Source organism: Pseudomonas sp. MAG733B (assembly GCF_036884845.1).
Lineage (GTDB): Bacteria > Pseudomonadota > Gammaproteobacteria > Pseudomonadales > Pseudomonadaceae > Aquipseudomonas.
On record NZ_CP145732.1, the window covers coordinates 3,673,504 to 3,691,805 of the forward strand.

General features: G+C 57.7%; 16 protein-coding genes. 5 read left to right on the top strand and 11 right to left on the bottom strand.

Annotated elements, in window-relative coordinates; translation table 11 throughout:
* Positions 1-9: 9 nt before the first annotated feature.
* Positions 10-501, top strand: coding sequence for a GNAT family N-acetyltransferase (locus V6Z53_RS16970; protein WP_338580753.1), 492 nt, complete (start codon positions 10-12; stop codon positions 499-501).
* A gap of 79 nt (positions 502-580) precedes the next feature.
* Here the strand turns inward: V6Z53_RS16970 and V6Z53_RS16975 are convergent, their stop codons facing one another.
* The 4 genes from V6Z53_RS16975 to V6Z53_RS16990 form a co-directional block, all read right to left on the bottom strand.
* Positions 581-796 (bottom strand): hypothetical protein, encoded by a 216-nt coding sequence (locus V6Z53_RS16975; RefSeq protein WP_338580754.1) that lies wholly within the window; start codon positions 794-796, stop codon positions 581-583.
* A 106-nt stretch (positions 797-902) separates the two neighbouring features.
* Positions 903-3,143: a TonB-dependent siderophore receptor gene (locus V6Z53_RS16980; RefSeq protein ID WP_338580755.1), complete on the bottom strand. Its 2,241-nt coding sequence runs from the start codon at positions 3,141-3,143 to the stop codon at positions 903-905.
* Positions 3,144-3,363: 220 nt separating this feature from the next.
* A complete protein-coding gene (locus V6Z53_RS16985) occupies positions 3,364-5,103 on the bottom strand; it encodes a phosphoethanolamine transferase CptA (protein ID WP_338580756.1) in 1,740 nt (579 codons plus the stop codon).
* A 195-nt stretch (positions 5,104-5,298) separates the two neighbouring features.
* Positions 5,299-5,475, bottom strand: coding sequence for a DUF6026 family protein (locus tag V6Z53_RS16990; RefSeq protein ID WP_338580757.1), 177 nt, complete (start codon positions 5,473-5,475; stop codon positions 5,299-5,301).
* A 272-nt stretch (positions 5,476-5,747) separates the two neighbouring features.
* Here V6Z53_RS16990 and gnd point away from each other — a divergent pair, with 272 nt between their 5' ends.
* The 3 genes from gnd to V6Z53_RS17005 are packed head-to-tail and all read left to right on the top strand — an operon-like array spanning position 5,748 to position 9,054.
* On the top strand, positions 5,748-6,728 hold the full coding sequence (gene gnd / locus V6Z53_RS16995) for a phosphogluconate dehydrogenase (NAD(+)-dependent, decarboxylating) (protein ID WP_338580758.1): 981 nt from the start codon (positions 5,748-5,750) through the stop codon (positions 6,726-6,728).
* A complete protein-coding gene (zwf, locus tag V6Z53_RS17000; RefSeq protein WP_338580759.1) occupies positions 6,725-8,248 on the top strand; it encodes a glucose-6-phosphate dehydrogenase in 1,524 nt (507 codons plus the stop codon). The genes gnd and zwf overlap by 4 nt, the downstream gene beginning before the upstream one ends.
* The gene (locus V6Z53_RS17005) at positions 8,245-9,054 is read left to right on the top strand and encodes an HAD family hydrolase (RefSeq protein WP_338580760.1); all 810 of its coding nucleotides are present in this window, start codon (positions 8,245-8,247) and stop codon (positions 9,052-9,054) included. Before zwf ends, V6Z53_RS17005 begins: the two co-directional genes overlap by 4 nt.
* A 116-nt stretch (positions 9,055-9,170) precedes the next feature.
* On the opposite strand, the gene nhaB is transcribed toward V6Z53_RS17005, so the two are convergent.
* The 3 genes from nhaB to V6Z53_RS17020 form a co-directional block, all read right to left on the bottom strand.
* Positions 9,171-10,673: a sodium/proton antiporter NhaB gene (gene nhaB, locus V6Z53_RS17010; RefSeq protein ID WP_338580762.1), complete on the bottom strand. Its 1,503-nt coding sequence runs from the start codon at positions 10,671-10,673 to the stop codon at positions 9,171-9,173.
* 78 nt (positions 10,674-10,751) lie between these two features.
* Positions 10,752-12,041: a hypothetical protein gene (locus V6Z53_RS17015; RefSeq protein WP_338580763.1), complete on the bottom strand. Its 1,290-nt coding sequence runs from the start codon at positions 12,039-12,041 to the stop codon at positions 10,752-10,754.
* 286 nt (positions 12,042-12,327) lie between these two features.
* Positions 12,328-12,594 (bottom strand): hypothetical protein, encoded by a 267-nt coding sequence (locus tag V6Z53_RS17020; protein WP_338580764.1) that lies wholly within the window; start codon positions 12,592-12,594, stop codon positions 12,328-12,330.
* 342 nt (positions 12,595-12,936) lie between these two features.
* On the opposite strand from V6Z53_RS17020, the gene V6Z53_RS17025 reads away from it, so the two are divergent.
* On the top strand, positions 12,937-14,262 hold the full coding sequence (locus tag V6Z53_RS17025; protein WP_338580765.1) for a sigma-54 dependent transcriptional regulator: 1,326 nt from the start codon (positions 12,937-12,939) through the stop codon (positions 14,260-14,262).
* A 58-nt stretch (positions 14,263-14,320) separates the two neighbouring features.
* Here the strand turns inward: V6Z53_RS17025 and V6Z53_RS17030 are convergent, their stop codons facing one another.
* The 4 genes from V6Z53_RS17030 to V6Z53_RS17045 all read right to left on the bottom strand — a co-directional run bounded on the left by V6Z53_RS17030 (position 14,321) and on the right by V6Z53_RS17045 (position 18,258).
* Positions 14,321-15,625 (bottom strand): hypothetical protein, encoded by a 1,305-nt coding sequence (locus V6Z53_RS17030; protein WP_338580766.1) that lies wholly within the window; start codon positions 15,623-15,625, stop codon positions 14,321-14,323.
* Between the two features lie 48 nt (positions 15,626-15,673).
* Complete coding sequence (locus V6Z53_RS17035) at positions 15,674-16,435, bottom strand: hypothetical protein (RefSeq protein WP_338580767.1); 762 nt, start codon at positions 16,433-16,435, stop codon at positions 15,674-15,676.
* A gap of 26 nt (positions 16,436-16,461) precedes the next feature.
* Positions 16,462-17,142 carry a C39 family peptidase gene (locus V6Z53_RS17040; protein WP_338580768.1) on the bottom strand — a complete coding sequence of 227 codons (681 nt, stop codon included), beginning with the start codon at positions 17,140-17,142 and terminating at the stop codon, positions 16,462-16,464.
* Between the two features lie 63 nt (positions 17,143-17,205).
* Positions 17,206-18,258: a heme utilization protein gene (locus V6Z53_RS17045; RefSeq protein ID WP_338580769.1), complete on the bottom strand. Its 1,053-nt coding sequence runs from the start codon at positions 18,256-18,258 to the stop codon at positions 17,206-17,208.
* Positions 18,259-18,302: the final 44 nt, after the last annotated feature.

Genomic DNA, 18,302 nt, shown 5'->3' on the forward strand with positions numbered 1-18,302 from the left:
AGGATGGAAATGGATTCCGCAGAAATACTTGTACTGCAAGCCAGCTTCACCAATCCGGTGCATGCCGAGGCGATCGGGTTGGTGCTGAACAGTTACGCCCAAGACCCGATGGGCGGCGGCCACGCCTTGCCCGCCGACGTTCTGGAGCAGTTGCCGGGCGAGTTGGCCAAGCGTCCACATGCGTTCAGCGTCCTGGCCTTCGTCAACGGCGAACCGGCGGGGCTGATCAATTGTTTTGAAGGATTCTCGACCTTTGCCTGTCGGCCTCTGGTCAACGTGCATGATGTGGCCGTGGTGCCAAAGTTTCGTGGATTGGGCCTGAGCCAGCGAATGTTACAAAAAGTCGAGGAAATCGCCCGCCAACGTGGTTGCTGCAAAATCACCCTCGAAGTCCTGGAAGGTAATGCGGTGGCGCAGGCGTCATACGGCAAGTTTGGTTTTGCGCCTGGCGAGTTCGACCCGGCACACGGGCGCATGATGTTCTGGATCAAGCCACTTTAATCCGGGCGAAAAAAGGGCGTCCATCAGGACGCCCAACAGGTTTCTCTGACTGAAGAGCAAGCAGTCAGAGGTGTAACAATCATTTCGGTCTGTAAGACTCGGTCACCTGCGCGGTTTGATCGTCCGGGACGCGCAGTTCTTTCGCCTGTTCTGGCGTGATATTGCCCAGCGCCACTTGCTGGTTGTACTGCAGCGTTTCGTAGTAGTACCGCATCCGTTCGGCGCCGCCTTCGGCAAAGGCGCTGGCGGAGCCCAACGTCATGATGACGGCGAGGATCAACGTAGATCTTTTCATGGTGTGCCTCCCACTTACAGGTGTCGGATGCCTTTCGTCCATGAGTCTATGAATCAAAGTCGAGCCTCATTATCCGCCGATTCCGTTAAATGGGAATTAACATCGCCTAGAGTTTCCAGTCCAGGCTCAGGGTTACTGTGCGCGGGTCACCCCAATACACACCGTTGTAAAACCCGACGTTGTCGTAGTACTTCTTGTCGAACAGGTTGTTGACGTTCAACGAGGCCGACAGGTGCTCGCCGAATTGATAGCGCGACATCAGGTTGACCACGGTGTACGCCTCCTGCTCGATGTTCGTGCGTTCGGTGAGCAGACTGCCATTGGCGCGGCGCCCGATCGGGCGATTGGCCGCGCGGTAGACGTCGCTCTGCCAGTTCACCGCTGCGCCCACGGTCAATGCCTGCCACTCGCCGGGCAGGTGATACGCCGTCGAGAAGCGGAACATGTTCAGCGGTTGGTTGGTGTTGTTGCGCTGATCTTCGCCGTTGACCGAGTGCGTGTAAGTGTAACCGGCGGTCATGTTCCAGCCGCTCATGACTTCCCCTGACAGCTCGGCTTCGAAGCCCTGCACCTTGTTGCCTTTGCCGCCCGATTTATAGAACTCCTCGCCGGTGACCGGATCTGGCGGCACTGAGTCGTCAAGTTCGGCGACGTTGTCCTGCTTGCTCCAGAACAGCGCGGTGGCCAGGTTCAGTCGCTCTTCCAGCAAGCTGCCCTTGAGGCCCAATTCATAGTTGCTACCGACTACCGGCTCAAGGTATTTGCGACTGCTGTCGCGTTCGGACTGCGGTTTGAAAATGTCGGTGTAGCTGATGTAAACGGTGTATTCCGGGGTGAGGTCGTATAGCAGGCCGGCGTAGGGCGTCCACATGTCGTTGTGTTGTTGGCTGCTGCGATCGACGCTGCTCAGTTGAAGGCTATCGTCGTAGCTGTTGGTAGTACTGGAGGCTTTCCAGCTGCCATAGCGGGTGCCGAGTACCGCGTGCAGTTCATCGGTCAGGTTCAGGCGCGTGGCCAGGTAACCCGCCTTTTGCCGGGTGTAGTCCCTGGCGCCGGTCAGGCTGGTGACGGTGTCGGGGAATTTGGCGATGTTGCCCATGTATTTCCAGTCGGGGACATTTTCGTAATCCGCCGCTCGCGGACCGTCCACCGTGTAGGGCGATTCTTCACTGCGCTCGGCCTCGCCATACCCGACCATCAATTCGTGTTCGCGACCCAGCAGCGAGTAGGGGCCGGAAACGTTGAAGTCATAAGCCTTCATTTTCTGCGTGCCGATCATATGGCTGACGTTGGCGACCATGCCGCTACGATCAGCGTTCGGGAAGCCGCCACCGCCGTAATAGATCTTGCCGTCGGTATCGCTTTCGCGATGGGTGTACGCCGCTTTGAGCTGCCAACCGCCGCCCAACTGGTGATCGAGATTGGCGAACGCGGTTTTGTCCTTGAGCGGCCACGAGCTCCAGGACGTCGCCATGTTGGTCGAGCGCCCGAGGTTGGCCTTGCTGCCGTCGGAATTCCAGTACGGCACGGTGCCCCAGGATGTGCCTTGCACGTGTTTGTTCTGATAGTCGTAACCCACCGCCAATACCGTGTCGTCAGTGAGGTCTGCTTCGAGGACCCCGTAACCGACTTCCCGCTGCTGCTGGTATTTGTCCCGGTACGAATCGCTGTCGCGATAGGCCACCACGCCGCGTCCGCGCAGGCGGCCGTCGAAGGCCAGCGGACCGCCGACATCGAGGTAGCTGTAGTAATCGTCATAGCTGCCGCCGCTGACACCGGTCTTGGCTTCCCACTGCGAAGTCGGGCGTTTGCGCACCATGTTGATGGTGGCTGATGGATCACCGGCACCGGTGGTCAACCCGGTTGCGCCGCGGACCACTTCGATGCGGTCGTAGATGATGGTGTCGGAATCGGACTTCATGTAGCTGAAGGTATTCAACATCCCGTCGATCTGGAAATTGTTGATCGAGTAACCACGGGAGGAATAGCTGACCCGGTCCGAGTCATTGTGCTGGACCACCACGCCGGTGGTCTGGCTCATCGCTTCGGACAGCGTGCCGAGTTTGAAATCGTCCATTTGCTGGCGGGTGACCACCGAGACCGATTGCGGAGTTTCCTTGATCGACAGGTTCAGGCGGGTGGCCGTGCTCATGGAGCCGGTGGTGTATGAGTCGGTGTTTTCGGTGGTGCTGCCCAGGTTCTGGGCGGTAACGCTGGTGGCGCCGAGCATGAGCGTGGGCGCCAATGGCGCTGTCTCTTTTTCGGTGTCAGCCAGCAAATCCGGGCTCAGTGCGGCACCGCACAGGCCAAGGGTAAAAGTCATGGAACGGGTGATAGGCGCGAACATCGCAGCCGACTCCTTGTCGTCGAGGGAAAAATTCCGTTTGTTCAAAGACGAAGGAGGGGGGAGGGATTTAGGGTTAAACGAGAATAATTATTATCTTTGAGGGGTTTGCTGGTCGCAAACATGCGTGTAGGAGCAAGGCTTGCCCGCGATGGGGCCGGTACATCCAACATTTTTGTTGGCTGACCTGACGCTATCGCGAGCAAGCTTTGCTCCTACAGACTCACTGCTGTACGACTTCTGCTACCGCCGTCTTCGGCTTGATCAAGCTGAAATCAATCAACGGCCGCTGCTGCCGCTCGTACGGGTTGCCGATCATCAATGGCCGTGGCTTGAAGTTGTCGCTCACCAGGCTCTTGCTGTGATCGAGTTCATCGAAACTGAGGCCTGCCAGATCCGCCCAGGTGTGGATCAGATGCGAGCTGCTGTACGGCCGGCTCAAGTCACCGGCAAAGCTCCAGTCGTGGGTTTCACGCCACTTCGGTGAAGCCCAGGCCATGAACGGAATGGTGTACATCGGTGCGGTGGGTTTGCTCTCGTTGCGGCCAAGGGTGCTATGGCCAGCGGAATCGAACACGTCCTCACCGTGGTCGGAGAGGTACATCAGGAAACCGTTCGGATCAGTCTTGGCGTAGTCCTTGATCAGGCTCGAGACCACGAAGTCGTTGTACAGCACCGCGTTGTCGTAGCTGTTGTACGTCGGCAGTTGATCGTCACGCACGCCGGCCGGAACGCCATTGCGGTCCTTGAACTTGTCGAAGGTCGAAGGGTAGCGGTACTGATAACTCATGTGCGTGCCGAGCAAATGCACCACGATCAGCTTGCGCGGTGCCGCGTCAGCGAGGGCTTTGTTGAACGGCTCGATCACGTCGCCATCGTACTGGGCCGCATTCTGGTTGCGGTTGTTGTTCAGGTACACCTGCTCGTCGGCTTGCTGAGAGAAGGTCGTGAGCATGGTGTTGCGCTTGGTCATCGTCTGCTGATTGGTGATCCAGAAGGTCTTGTAACCCGCCTGTTTCATCATGCTGACCAGCGATGGCGTCGACAGATACAGATCGGGGTTGTCTTCGTCAGCGAAGGTCAGCACCTGTTGCAACGCCTCGATGGTGTAGGGGCGCGGCGTGATGACGTTGTCGAAAACCGCCAGTTGGTCCTTGAGCTTGTCCAGTTCCGGAGTGGTTTCCCGTGGGTAGCCGTACAGGCTCATGCGCTGACGGTTGGTGGATTCGCCGATCACCAGCACCAGGGTCGACGGCTGGTTGGCCATCGAATCCTTGAGATTGTGCAGCGGCGGGATCGTGCTGGCACTGTTCAGCATCTCTTGCATGCCGGCCAAAGTGTCGAGATAGCGGTGATAGGCCACGGCCATCTGCCAAGGCACCGCCGGCTCGATGCGGGTTTCGAACTTCTCGAAGCCACTGGCAAAGCTGCCGGTGCGCAGGGTTTGCTTGATCAGCGGATAACCGATCACGGCAACCAGAATCGCAGTTGCCGCCACCAGCGCGCGACCGCGCGGCATGTACACCGGGCGCAAGCGGGTCCAGAGGAACCAGGCGAATGCGGTATGCGCGAGGAACGCGGCCACCATCCACCAGGCAAAGTATTGCGTCATGTACTCGCCGGCTTCTGACACGTTCGACTCGAACATGATGAAAATGACGCTTTGCGAAAATTCCTGCTGATAGATGAAGAAGTAACCGAGGCTGGCCATGGAGCAGGCCCAGAGCACCACGCCGATCACTGCGGCCAGCAAACGCGTGCGTTTGGGGAACAACAGCATCGGTGCCAGCCAGATCGCGCTCATTACAAACGCCTGGCGGAACCCGGTAAAACCGGAGGTGCCTGTCAGCTGAATCAGCAGTTGGGTGATGCCGGAAAAATACCAGAAGAACAGGAACAGCCAGAGAAACCCTGTCCAATCGAAACCTTTCGCAGACATATCGCTGCGTTTAAACCAAGCCATTCAATGCTCCAGCCAATGATCACTTCCATCGCCAGGCCACAAAAGTCGCCGACGAACGGGGGCGCGCATACCGAGCGGCCACAATGACCCGGAGTATCAACAAGCGGATGTGAAAACTTCGTGAGTTGCCGGAATCGGCGAAGGGCTATGGCAAGCGGAAACAGCTCGGGGCTGTTTCCGATTCAGGCGAGGGAGTCAGGCGTGAGGGGCGCTCTGGGTCACGGGTAAGGGCTGTTGCCCCTGGATCAGCAGGCGCAACTGCGCCAGTTCCTGTTTCAACTGGTCGCGCTCGTCTTTCAACTGGCGCAATTCGTCACGACGGATTGTGACGTAAAGGGTTTGTGCTGGCAGTGCGGTGTGTACTGTGCCCATTGCTCACCTCGCAAATGGCGTGTCTCAACTGTAGAACCGCCTGAAATCGGCGGTATCTCTACTATCGGCGCCAATTTTGATTTCTTTTGCCCGTGAAGGGAACTTTTTTATTTTTCATGGTCGTTGTGTCTTCGGTACGATTCCCGACGTTATCCATCTGGATCGGGCACAATGCCCGGAAACTTCACGCCAACGCTCTGGACTAACCCTCATTAGTCGCGTTGGGCTATAACCTTTGACACACATTTATTTGTAGTAGGGAGCATCAGCACATGCAACTCGGGATTATTGGACTGGGCCGCATGGGCGGAAATATTGCGCGACGCCTGATGCTCAACGGGCATACCACCGTTGTGTACGACCGCAATACCGCCTTCGTCGAAACCTTGACCCAAGAGGGTGCCACCGGCGTATCCGATTTGCCGGCGCTGGTCGCTGGCCTGGCCAAGCCGCGCGCGGTGTGGGTCATGTTGCCGGCGGGCGCGCCGACCGAAGACACCATCAACACCCTGAGCACCTTGCTCGAAGCCGGCGATACCATCATCGACGGCGGCAACACGTTCTATAAGGACGATATCCGCCGGGCGAAAACCCTTTCGGAGAAGGGTCTGCACTACGTGGACGTCGGCACTTCCGGTGGCGTCTGGGGCCTGGAACGCGGCTATTGCATGATGATCGGCGGTGATGCCGAAAACGTTACGCGCCTTGATCCGCTGTTCAAAAGCCTGGCACCGGGCATGGGCGACATTCCGCGTACCAAGGACCGCAAGTCTGACGATGAGCGCGCCGAGCATGGCTACATTCATGCCGGCCCAGCGGGCGCCGGGCATTTCGTGAAGATGATCCACAACGGCATCGAATACGGAATGATGCAGGCCTTCGCCGAGGGCTTCGATATCCTCAAAACCAAAAACAGCGAGAGCCTGCCGCAAGATCAGCGTTTTGACCTCAACGTTGCCGACATCGCCGAAGTCTGGCGCCGTGGCAGCGTGGTGTCCTCCTGGTTGCTCGACCTGACCGCCGACGCGCTGGCCGGTGACCCGAAACTCGACGGTTTCTCCGGCTCCGTAGCCGATAGCGGTGAAGGTCAATGGACCATCGAAGCCGCCATGGAGCAAGCCGTGCCGGTGCCAGTGCTGTCGAACTCGCTGTTCTCCCGCTATCGTTCCCGTGGCCAAGGCACCTTCGGCGACAAGATTCTTTCGGCCCAGCGCTTCGGCTTCGGCGGCCATGTGGAGACACCGAAAAAATGACCCATGCGATCCGCAGGAAATCCAAGACTGAACCCGCACCACCCACCACGCTGTTTCTGTTCGGCGCTCATGGTGATCTGGTCAAGCGCCTGCTGATGCCGGCGCTGTACAACCTCAAGCGCGACGGTTTACTCGGGGATGGACTGCGGATCATCGGCGTTGACCACAACGCCATCAGCGATGAAGGCTTCGCGACGAAACTCGAAGACTTCATTCGCAACGAGGTGGCCACCAAGGTCGGCAAGGGCGATCAGTCGCTTGATCCAGAATTGTGGGCTCAACTCGCCAAAAACATCAGCTACGTCCAGGGCGACTTCCTGGACGACAGCACTTATCAAGCGCTGGCGGCGAAAATCGCCGACAGCGGCACAGGCAATGCGGTGTTCTATCTGGCCACCGCGCCGCGTTTCTTCAGTGAAGTCGTTCGGCGCCTCGGCGCTTCCGGTCTGCTGGAAGAAACGCCCGAGGCGTTCAGAAGGGTGGTGATCGAAAAGCCTTTCGGCTCCGACCTGCCCACCGCAGAAGCCTTGAACGCTTGCCTGCTCAAGGTCATGACCGAGAAGCAGATCTATCGCATCGATCATTACCTGGGCAAGGAAACGGTACAGAACATCCTGGTCAGCCGGTTCTCCAACAGCCTGTTCGAAGCGTTCTGGAACAACCACTACATCGACCACGTGCAGATCACCGCCGCCGAAACCGTCGGCGTGGAAACCCGTGGCAGTTTCTACGAACACACCGGCGCCTTGCGGGACATGGTGCCCAATCACCTGTTCCAGTTGCTGGCGATGGTCGCGATGGAGCCACCGGCCGCTTTTGGCGCCGACGCGGTGCGTGGTGAGAAGGCCAAGGTTGTTGGCGCAATTCGTCCCTGGTCGGTCGAGGAGGCCCGGGCCAATTCGGTACGCGGTCAATACGCTGCTGGTGAAATCGACGGCAAGCCTCTGCCGGGTTATCGCCAGGAAGAAAAGGTCGCGCCTGACAGCAACACCGAAACCTATGTCGCGCTCAAGGTGATGATCGACAACTGGCGCTGGGTCGGCGTGCCGTTTTACCTGCGCACCGGCAAACGCATGAGCGTGCGCGACACCGAGATTGTCATCTGCTTCAAACCGGCGCCGTATGCGCAGTTCCGCGATACCGAGGTTGATGAACTGCAGCCGACTTACCTGCGCATCCAGATCCAGCCCAACGAAGGCATGTGGTTCGATCTGCTGGCCAAGCGGCCGGGCCAGACCCTGAAGATGGATAACATCGAACTGGGTTTTGCCTACAAGGATTTCTTCGAGATGCAGCCGTCCACCGGCTACGAAACCCTCATCTACGATTGCCTGACCGGTGACCAGACGCTGTTCCAGCGTGCCGACAACATTGAAAATGGCTGGCGTGCGGTGCAGCCGTTCCTCGATGCCTGGCAGCAGGATGCCACGGTGCAGCTTTACGCCGCCGGTGAAAACGGGCCTGAGGCCGCTGAAGCGTTGCTGACTCGCGATGGTCGCGTCTGGCACGGCCTCGGATGAGTGAACCTGTCCGCTTTCTACTGAGTGACATGGACGGCACTTTGCTGCTGCCCGATCACAGCCTCAGCCAGCGCACCATCGATTTGGTCCATTCATTGCGCGAGGCCGGTGTGCTGTTCAGCCTGGCCACGGGGCGACCACCCAAGGCGATGTTGCAGACGATCGAAGCTTTGGGCGTCGACCTGCCAACGGCAGCGTTCAACGGCGGGACGATCGTCCATCCCGATGGCAGTTTGCTGGTCGCGCATTATTTGCCGGCCACGGCGGCACTGACCACGTTGGCGCTGTTCGCCGATCAACCGGACATCGAGGTTTGGGTGTTCAGTGGCGGCGATTGGCTGGTGAAAGACCCGAACGGCCCCATGGTGCCGCGTGAACAGCATGGGCTCGGATATCCGCCTGTGGTGGTCGACAGCTTCGAGCCGTATCTGGCGCGCATCGACAAGATCGTTGCTGCCAGCAACAACACTGAACTGCTGATTGAACTGGAGGCGCAGCTGTTGCCGAAAGTCGACGATCAGGCCCAGGTTTCGCGGTCACAACCGGTGTACCTGGACGTGACTGCAATGAAAGCCAACAAGGGCGAGGCGTTGGCGACGCTGGCGGCGTTCCTCGGCGTACCGTTGCAGCAAACCGCCGCCATGGGCGATGGCGGCAACGACCCGGCGATGTTCCACGTGGCGGGATTGTCGATTGCCATGGGGCAGGCGGAAGAGGCGGTGAAGCGTCAGGCGGATGTGGTGACGGGCACCAATGCTGAAGATGGGGCTGCTCAGGCGATCGAGCAGTACATCCTCCCTCGCTAAACACGCAAAACCAATGTGGGAGCGGGCTTGCTCGCGAATTCGGTGTGCCACTCAACATACACGTTGTCTGACAAACCCTTTCGCGAGCAAGCCCGCTCCCACATTTTTGATCGTGTTTACAACCAGTAACTCACTGCATACCAGCCCAAAACTCCCATCACCACGGTGTACGGCACCGCCATCCACACCATCCGTCCGTAGGACAAGCGAATCAGTGGCGCAATTGCCGACGTCAGCAAGAACAGGAACGCCGCCTGACCATTCGGCGTGGCCACGCTCGGCAGGTTGGTGCCGGTGTTGATCGCAATGGCCAATGTCTCGAAATGCTCGCGGGTCATATCACCGGCAAGGAAGGCGCGTTTGACTTCAGTGATGTAAATGGTCGCCACGAACACGTTGTCGCTGATGGCCGAGAGCAGGCCGTTGGCGATGAACAGCATGCCCGGTTGTTGATCGGCCGGTAGTGCCAGCACCCACTGGATCAATGGCGTGAACAGGTGTTGATCGTGAATCACCGCCACCACGGCGAAAAACACCACCAGCAACGCAGTGAACGGCATGGCATCCTTGAATGCGGTGCCGAGGCGGTGCTCGTCAGTAATGCCGGTGAACGCTGTGATCAATACAATCACCATCAAACCGATCAGGCCCACTTCGGCAACGTGGAATGCCAGTGCGATGATCAGAATCAGCGCAGCCACGCCTTGTACGATGAGCGCGGCACGTTGACGCGAAGTACGCTCGGCATTGTCTTCATCAGCGTAGTTGGCCAGCACGGCGCGTACGTTGTCCGGCAGCAGCGTGCCGTAACCGAACCAGCGCACCTTCTCCAGGATGACGCAGGTCACCAGGCCTGCCACCAGCACTGGCAACGACACCGGAGCGACTTTCAGAAAGAACTCAGAGAAGTGCCAGCCCATCTCATGGCCGATCAGCAGGTTCTGCGGTTCGCCCACCAGCGTGCAAACGCCACCTAGCGCCGTGCCGACCGCGCCATGCATCAGCAGGCTGCGCAGGAAGGCGCGGAACTGATCCAGGTCGCCATGATGAAGCGTGGGCAAATTCTGGTCATCACCATACTCGCTGTCCTGACGCGGATCGGTGCCTGAGGCGACGCGGTGATACACCGAATAGAAACCCACGGCGGCACTGATGATCACGGCGGTGACGGTCAATGCATCGAGAAACGCCGACAGGAATGCCGACAAAAAGCAGAACATCAACGCCAGTAGCGCCTTGGAGCGAACCCCCAGCAGCAAACGCGAGAACAGAAACAACAGCAGGTCTTTCATGAAGTATATGCCCGCCACCATGAACATCAGCAGCAGGATCACCGGGAAGTTGTGCAGCAGCTCGTCATAGAGCGCCTGAGGCGTGGTCATTTTCAGCAACAGCGCTTCGACCAGCAACAAACCACCCGGCATCAGCGGATAACACTTGAGCGCCATGGCCAGGGTAAAAATGAACTCCAGTACCAACAGCCAACCTGCTGCCACCGGACCCACAGTCCATAAAACCAGGGCATTGAGAATCAGGAAGCCGACAATACAGGCCTTATACCAGCGGGGTGAGTTGCCGAGAAAGTTATGCGCGAACGCCTGGGCCATGGAACCGGACATCGGCTACTCCTTATCTTTAGAAGCGGGCAAGTTGCCGTAACCGGAACAGAAGATCAAGTGCAGGAAAAATCTATCTTGCTAACCCATATAGCGAGCGACGACGGCCCGATAGTTGCCATCTAATGAGTAGCCACCAACAACGATGTTTCCATCAGGCTGAACAGCCACTGAAGTTGCCGTATCGAGACTGCGTCCCAGGCGTGTACGAATCCATCCGATGCCGTTACCAAATTCGCAGTCGAGTTGTCCATCAGCCAGGTATCGGCCAAGAATAAAGTCGGCCTCGACACCACCAATGGTTGCTCCGGCCGTGACCACGCTGCCATCCGGTTGCACCTGGGCGGCGGTCCATTGGCAGCCGCTGCGGCCGATTTCCAGCAATTGTGACAGACCGCCATTGCAGTGAATGTCTGGGCGACCATTGCTGTGCACCTTCAGAGAAGCGCAACGCATTGGATCACGGCTACTGCCAAGACACTGTATGTCGCCATTGTCTTGCTGGACGATCTGGCTGACTTGAGCGCTTTGACCCTGGGCCTTGAAACTCATGAAGCCATCCACGGCAAAACGCTCATCTAGGCTGCCATCGGCATGATAACGGGCCAGCAAACCTTCTTCGGGGAAGTTGATCGAGCCACCCACCAGAATCCGGCCGTCCTGTTGCAGCATCAGCGTGCTGAGCCAAGTGTTCATCAATAAGTGCCGGACGATGACGAAGCCGAGGCCATTGAAAGTCCTGTCCAGCGAGCCGTCGCTATCCAGCCGTATAAGCAGGCCGGTATGGTCCGCCAGTTCGAAGTGATGATTGGCTATCAACAGGATTCGACCGTCCTCTTGAATGATGGCATCGCAGGCTTCGGCTCCTGGTACACCGGGCGGCAGCCAGGCATCACGAACCCCGTGGGACAGATTGCCCGGCAGACGCACGACGCAGCGACCGTTGTCGCCAAACCCTTGAACCGGACAGCCTTGTGGGTCAAATAACGCCAGGGCGGGGAGTGTGCGATGGGCATTTTCGTAGTGCAGGCCAACGATCAGGATGTGGCCGTCGGGCAGCACCCTGACCTTGCCGGCCATGGCTTCGAAGCCAGGCTCGAATTGTCCGACAACGCTGCCTTGTTTGCCGAATGCCAAGTCCGCCGAACCGTCCTCCAGCAACCGGGCCAGCCCGAAGCGGCTGCCGTCCGGCATGCCGACCTTGGCCGCGACCAACAGGCGACCCTGGGAATCGATGGCGACGCCGTTGGCCATGCTTGAAACGCTACCGGCGAAGTACACCTGGGTATTGCCACCGTTGGCGAAGGTGGTATCGAGGATCCCGGCGTTACTGAAGGTTGTCGGGAAGGCCAGAACGGACTGGGTTGACATGCACGCATCTCCTTGCGAGTCGTCCTTGTCCAGAAGTTGGGATGGCGACTTTATAGGAAGAACATTCAATCCCTGAATGCGCGAATGCACAACTGACATAACTAACAGGTGGAGAGTCGCTGTGTGCCACAACAGTGTCTTTTCGAACCAATGGCAAGCGTGCAAAGAATTCAGCGTGCGCTAGTTCAAATAATGAAGTGTTGCAAGTGCTGGTGGTCGTTAAACCAGGTAACTAACGACTGCGGGAGGAAGGGCGCGGATTACTCCGGAGTAATCCGCAAAACGATCAGTGCGGCATCGACCACGATTGCAGCTTGTAACCTTCCTGGCTCAACTCTTCACGAGCCTGTTGCAGCAAGCGTTCAAGCTGCTCAGGGTCGGTGTAGGCGCTGCTTGGAATCTGCTTGCGGCCTATACTGTTGTTGGTGCGATCGATCACGGTCAGGCTGAGTTCGCCGTTGCCGTCCTGTGGCGCCCAGGCCACGCATTGGAAAGGCTGGAATGCGCGGTCGGCAATCAAAAGAGCTTCGTTGATGCGGAGCGGGGCGTTCATGGGATGTTCTCTCTGTATGCCCAATCAAGTGATGTGCCGATGGTTGGGCTTACCGTTCGGCTGGTTACTTGTACTGATGCCCGCAACCGGGGTTCGGGTCACACACAAAGGAAAGAAATTTCAACTTTCTTTCAAAGAAGCCCGGCAAAAGCCTGCTTTGAAAGCTGAATGAAAGATTGGACTCGTTAGGTAACTAACAAACTTGTTCTTATAACTATTTAAGCAACAACCCTATAGTCAAACGGTACAAGGCTACGTCAAATTCTTGCTAATGTTACAGCCAGGTCTGCCAAATGACTGTTTTTAATAATATTTCCTAGAATTTGGCGCCAAGGAACAGTCATGAGCGAAGCGCCTGCCTTACGACGTCTATTAGTGGTTGATCCCTGCGACGACTGCCATCGTCTATTACCGGGATTACGCTCTGTGGGTTGGGATGTTGACAGCTGTTCACTGGAACACGCTGCCGACCGAACCTGCGATGTGGGCTTGTTACGCTTGCAGCCTTTTCACCTTGAGCGCCCGGATGCCGTCAAAGAGCTGATCAGCCGCAGCGGTACCGAGTGGATTGCCGTCCTGACGCAGGATGTCCTGCGTTTGCAGAATGTCGGCGACTTTGTCTGCGAATGGTTTTTCGACTTCCATACCTTGCCGTTCGATGTCTCACGAGTCCAGGTCACGCTGGGCCGAGCGTTCGGCATGGCGCGCCTGCGCGGGCAGGGCACGGTGCACATTGATCAGCCCGAACATGAATTGCTGGGCGACAGTAAGCCGATACGCGAGTTGCGTAAGTTGCTGAGCAAATTGGCGCCCACTGAGTCTCCGATTTTGATTCGCGGTGAAAGCGGCACCGGTAAAGAGTTGGTGGCCCGCACTTTGCACCGACAGTCCCAGCGTCACAGTAAACCCTTTGTTGCGATCAACTGCGGCGCGATTCCGGAGCATCTGATCCAGTCCGAGCTGTTCGGTCACGAGAAAGGAGCCTTTACCGGCGCCCACCAACGCAAGGTCGGGCGGATCGAAGCGGCCAACGGCGGAACATTGTTTCTTGATGAAATTGGCGACCTGCCGTTGGAGCTACAGGCCAACCTGTTGCGTTTTCTCCAGGAAAAACACATCGAGCGGGTGGGCGGCAGCCAGCCGATTCCAGTGGACGTACGGGTTCTGGCGGCGACCCACGTCGACCTTGAGGCCGCGATCGAGAAAAAGCGCTTCCGCGAAGATCTCTACTACCGCTTGAACGTGCTGCAAGTCGTGACAGCACCATTGCGTGAGCGTCACGGCGACCTGTCGATGCTGGCCAACCACTTCTCCCATTTCTACAGCCATGAAACCGGTCGTCGTCCGCGCAGTTTCAGCGAAGACGCCTTGATCGCCATGGGCAAGCATGACTGGCCGGGCAATGTTCGTGAACTGGCCAACCGGGTACGCCGCGGGCTGGTATTGGCCGAAGGGCGGCAGATCGAGGCGCGCGACCTGGGGCTGATCAGCCAGCAGGCCGTCGCCACGCCGATGGGCACGCTGGAAGACTACAAGACCCGGGCCGAACGCCAGGCGTTGTGCGATGTGCTGAACCGACATAGCGACAACCTGAGCGTCGCCGCCAAAGTCCTGGGTGTGTCGCGGCCGACGTTCTATCGGCTGTTGCACAAACATCAGATTCGCTGAACACAACACGATAAAAAGCCCCGCTGCGATGATGTCGCAGCGGGGCTTTTATCGTGGGTCAGAAGTAGTACGGGAATTTCAGGCTGAACTGGAAGTCCGGAGCATCGTCCGTCATGCCGATGGACAGGTTGGGTACGATCGTCAGGTTATCTGTAGCGGCAATGGTCATGCCGATGTTGAAGTAGCCGGCGTTGGCGTCGCTGGAAGTGACAGACTCCCAATCCCCGCCATCCTGTTTGATTTTGCTCTTGCGTTGCACCACATCAGACACCGAGAACGACATACTCATCTTTTCGTTCAGGGCGAATGCGATACCGGCACCGAGCTGGAAGCTGTCGCCGATGTCCACTTTGCCCGGGTTTTTCTGTCCGACAGTGGAGCTGATGTCGTCGAAGGACTCCTCGAAGTTATGGGTGTAGGACAAGCTACCGAACAGCACGGCCGGATCGTACGTTTTGACCAGAGAGATGCCCGGTGTGATCGACCAGACGCCATTACCGGTAGGCAGTGTGTCAGGTACGAACAGGTTGGAGTTGGCGTCCACCTGACGCAGTTTGATGCCGAACGGGTCCTTGCCGGTAGGTGCCTTGACACGCAAGGTGACTACGGCATCCGGCGTGTTGACCGACTCGTCGAGGAACTTATAGGCAATACCGAAGTTGACGTCGCCGATCTCCGGGTCACGGGTCACGGTTTCTTCGGTTGTCACGCCTGCGGAGCCACCATTGCCGCCGCCTGACTGGTAAGTGGATTCGCGGTAGACCACCGGCACGTTCAGGTCAAACTGCCAGCGGTTGTTGAAGTTGTAGCGACCGGTCAGGTCAAGCGTCCAGGTATCGGCCTTGATCCGGTCAAGGTTGATGTTGCCCAGAAAGATCGAGTCCAGTGCGAGGAATCCGTTAAGGATCAGCTGGCGGGTATCGTACCGGGAGTAGGTCAGCCCGGTTTCTACGCTGAACTTGCCGCCGCCGAAGAATCCGCTGGCCTCGTCATACAGGTTGGAAACGCTTTGTGCCGGTTGAGAATCATCTGCCAGCGATTGTCCATAGGAACTGCCACCCCCGGCCGCTCCCCCTGAAGCGGCTGCGGCGCCAGTGCCGACCGCAACTTGCGAGTTGCCTTTCATGTCTGCCGGTGACTTGGCCAGGCGTTTTGGAGGAGGGGATGCCGGTTGTTCTTCTACCTGGCGGACCCGTTGCTCGAGTACCGCCAGGGCTTTTTGTTGTACTTCGTATCGTTGCTTCAACTCCAGAAGTTCCTGTTTCAGAAGCTCTACTTCCGCATCCGGTGCTGCTTGCACCATCACCGCCGGGAACAGAGTGCTCAAACATACAACAGCACGCAGTGACACTGATCGATACATGAATTAAGCCGTCCCTTGTAATGCCCAATGGTCGAGACTCAGCGTAGTTCAATATCCCAAGGTGCGAAGGGCGGCGAGTTGATTCAGGTTGCAGTCCAATGCGCCGGCACTTGGGCCATTATTATTGAGGACAACATTGAGCTGGGTGAGGTTACTGACCATGTTGCTATTGCCCAGCAAACGGGTGTTTTGCAGAAGGCCGCCCTGGGCAACCTGTTGCATGGCCGAACCTTGATTGTTATTGGCCTGAATGGCCATTTGCACGCCGCCATTGGTTGCGGAAACCGCGATGCTGCCTGCAGCATTGCTGCCGGTGATGGTTTGGCCGGCCATCAATGCCTGACCTTGAGCGGGTACCAGTGCCGGGGCCGAGTTGGCTTCTTTTACATCGATAGCGATGTTGTTGTAAGCGCTGTTGCCGTCCCCTGCGGCGCGTACGCTCTGGGTGATGCCTTGCGTGCCATTCAAGCCTGCGCCGCCAACCACGCTGCCGGTGCCTTGTTGAGAAGAGCCGCCGTTACCGGACTGACTGTATGTTGACACGTAGAATTCGGGTTTGACCGTTGCGGCCTGGATCTGCATGGAGGTAGTCGCCCCGATCAGATCGCCACTGGCGTTGCGCCAGGTACTGCTCATTACAACACCGAAGCTGATGATCCGTCCTGGCATGACATACCGGCCACGCAGTTCGGCAAGCTCCTGATCCTTGATTTCGATGGGTTTGAATCCGTTGGCAAAACCTGAGGTGCTCGCTACCAGACAGGCGGCGGCCACCCAATATGAGGTTTTCATTTGCTGCTCCCGGAGCATCCTGCTCCCTATCATCTAGTTGGCGATTAAAAGAAGTCGCTCTGTATGAAACCAAAGTCCATCAATTCAGCATCTTTGACCGGGTTGAAGTTATCCAGCTTGTTCTTGGCTGTCAGCGGTTCCGGTGGGCTGCGTAGTGCATTGGTTTTTTCGTAGCCGGGTCCAACGATAGCGAAGACAATTCCGTTCCAACCTTTGACAAAGTCATCATGGGAGTAGCGTTTGTGACCGAGTACCGGGTCGCCAATATAGACCCAGTTCTTGTCAGCACGCTGCAACACCACGAAGTGCTTGTAGCCGCGAACTTCCGTCAGTACCACCACCGGAATCGTTACTGCGTCGAGCTTTTCAGGTGGGATTTTGTAGCCCCGGGCACGCATGCCGATGCTTTCTATGTAGCGCTTCATGTCCAGCATGGAGAAACCTTGCGTACGGACAAGGTCCTGGTCTGCATTGACCAGCATGCCTTTGATGATGTGCTCTTCATCGACGTCGAGCCAATAGGCCTGGCGCAAAATCGTTGCCAGTGCGGCGGCGCCGCAACTGAAATCGGTTTTCTGTTCGACGATGTTGCTGAACTTGCGCTCACGCAGACTCTGTACCTGCTTATAGATGAGTGTGCCGCCAGGAAGGGCGGCCACTGACATCTGTGCGGCCTGGGTCAGGCCAGACAGGCAGAGGAGGGCGATGAGTGCAGTCTTACGCATGATCGATACGCCTTTGCGGACTGAGGAAAAGCCCCGTTGCCGGGGCTTTCATTTCGATCGCGATTACAGGCAGGCTCTGCAACCTGCAGCGATGGACAGCGAGTTGCTTTGTTGGTTGCCTACACCAGACGATACGTTGGCGCCGCCGTTGCCGGAGAAGCCATTCATCGAGTTGGTCATTGTAGCAGTGTTGGTTACAGGGTTTTTCCAGCCGTTTGGAGTCATCACTTGTTGGGTGGTTACACCAGCCAGACCGAACACGCCGACAGCAACGAAATCGGACGTGGTATCGCCGTTGCCGCCATGGTTGCCGCCACCATGGTTACCGCCACCGTTGTTGCCGCCACGGTCGTTGTTGTGGTTGTTGCCACCACCATGGTTGCCGCCACCGTGATTGTCGCCTTCGGTCGTCGCAGTGCCTGCCGCTACGAATACGCCAGCAGCGTTAAAGGTACCCACGAGGGTATCTTTGGTGTAAGCCTGAGTAGCGGCGTTGGTGACAGACAGGCCGGTGGACGATTGGTTGGCCGCAGCAGCAGCTTGTGCTACACGGCCGCCCGATACGGCGATGGCCAGGTTGTTTTTCTGTTGGTTGAAGTTGCCGGAGGTTACGTTGATGCCGATGTTGCCGGAGCCGTTGTTGCCGGCGTTGTTCAGGGACGCGGCGTTGGTGTTGGACGAGTTCAGAACGGTGTTGCCACCATTGAGTTGAGTAGCGCTGGAAGCAGCGACTGCGGTGCCGAAGATGAAGCTTTCGTCAGCAGTGGCCAGGGCGGCGGCGTTATCTTGTTGGTTGCCGTCGCCGGCTGCAACGTTGGCGCCCATGTTGCCGTTGGAGCCGTTCAGCGAGCTATCCACTGCAGCACCATTTTTGGTGCCTTGGTTCAGGACTGCGTTGCCGGAGCTGCTTTGCTGATCCATGACGGTGGCCCCAGCACCGGCGGTGATCGACAGAATTTGTTCCAGAGTTGGGCCTTTAGGCTGGTTGTTACCATGCCCGTTGCCGTGACCATTGCCATGACCGTGATCATCATCACGACCGCCTGCTTGTGCTGCGATTGCCATCACTGCTGCGAGAGCGAAAACCAGTGGTTTTAAGGCCATTGTAGGTTTCATGGTGTTTCTCCGTGCTTATTAGTTGGTTAAGTGTTGGTACTTTC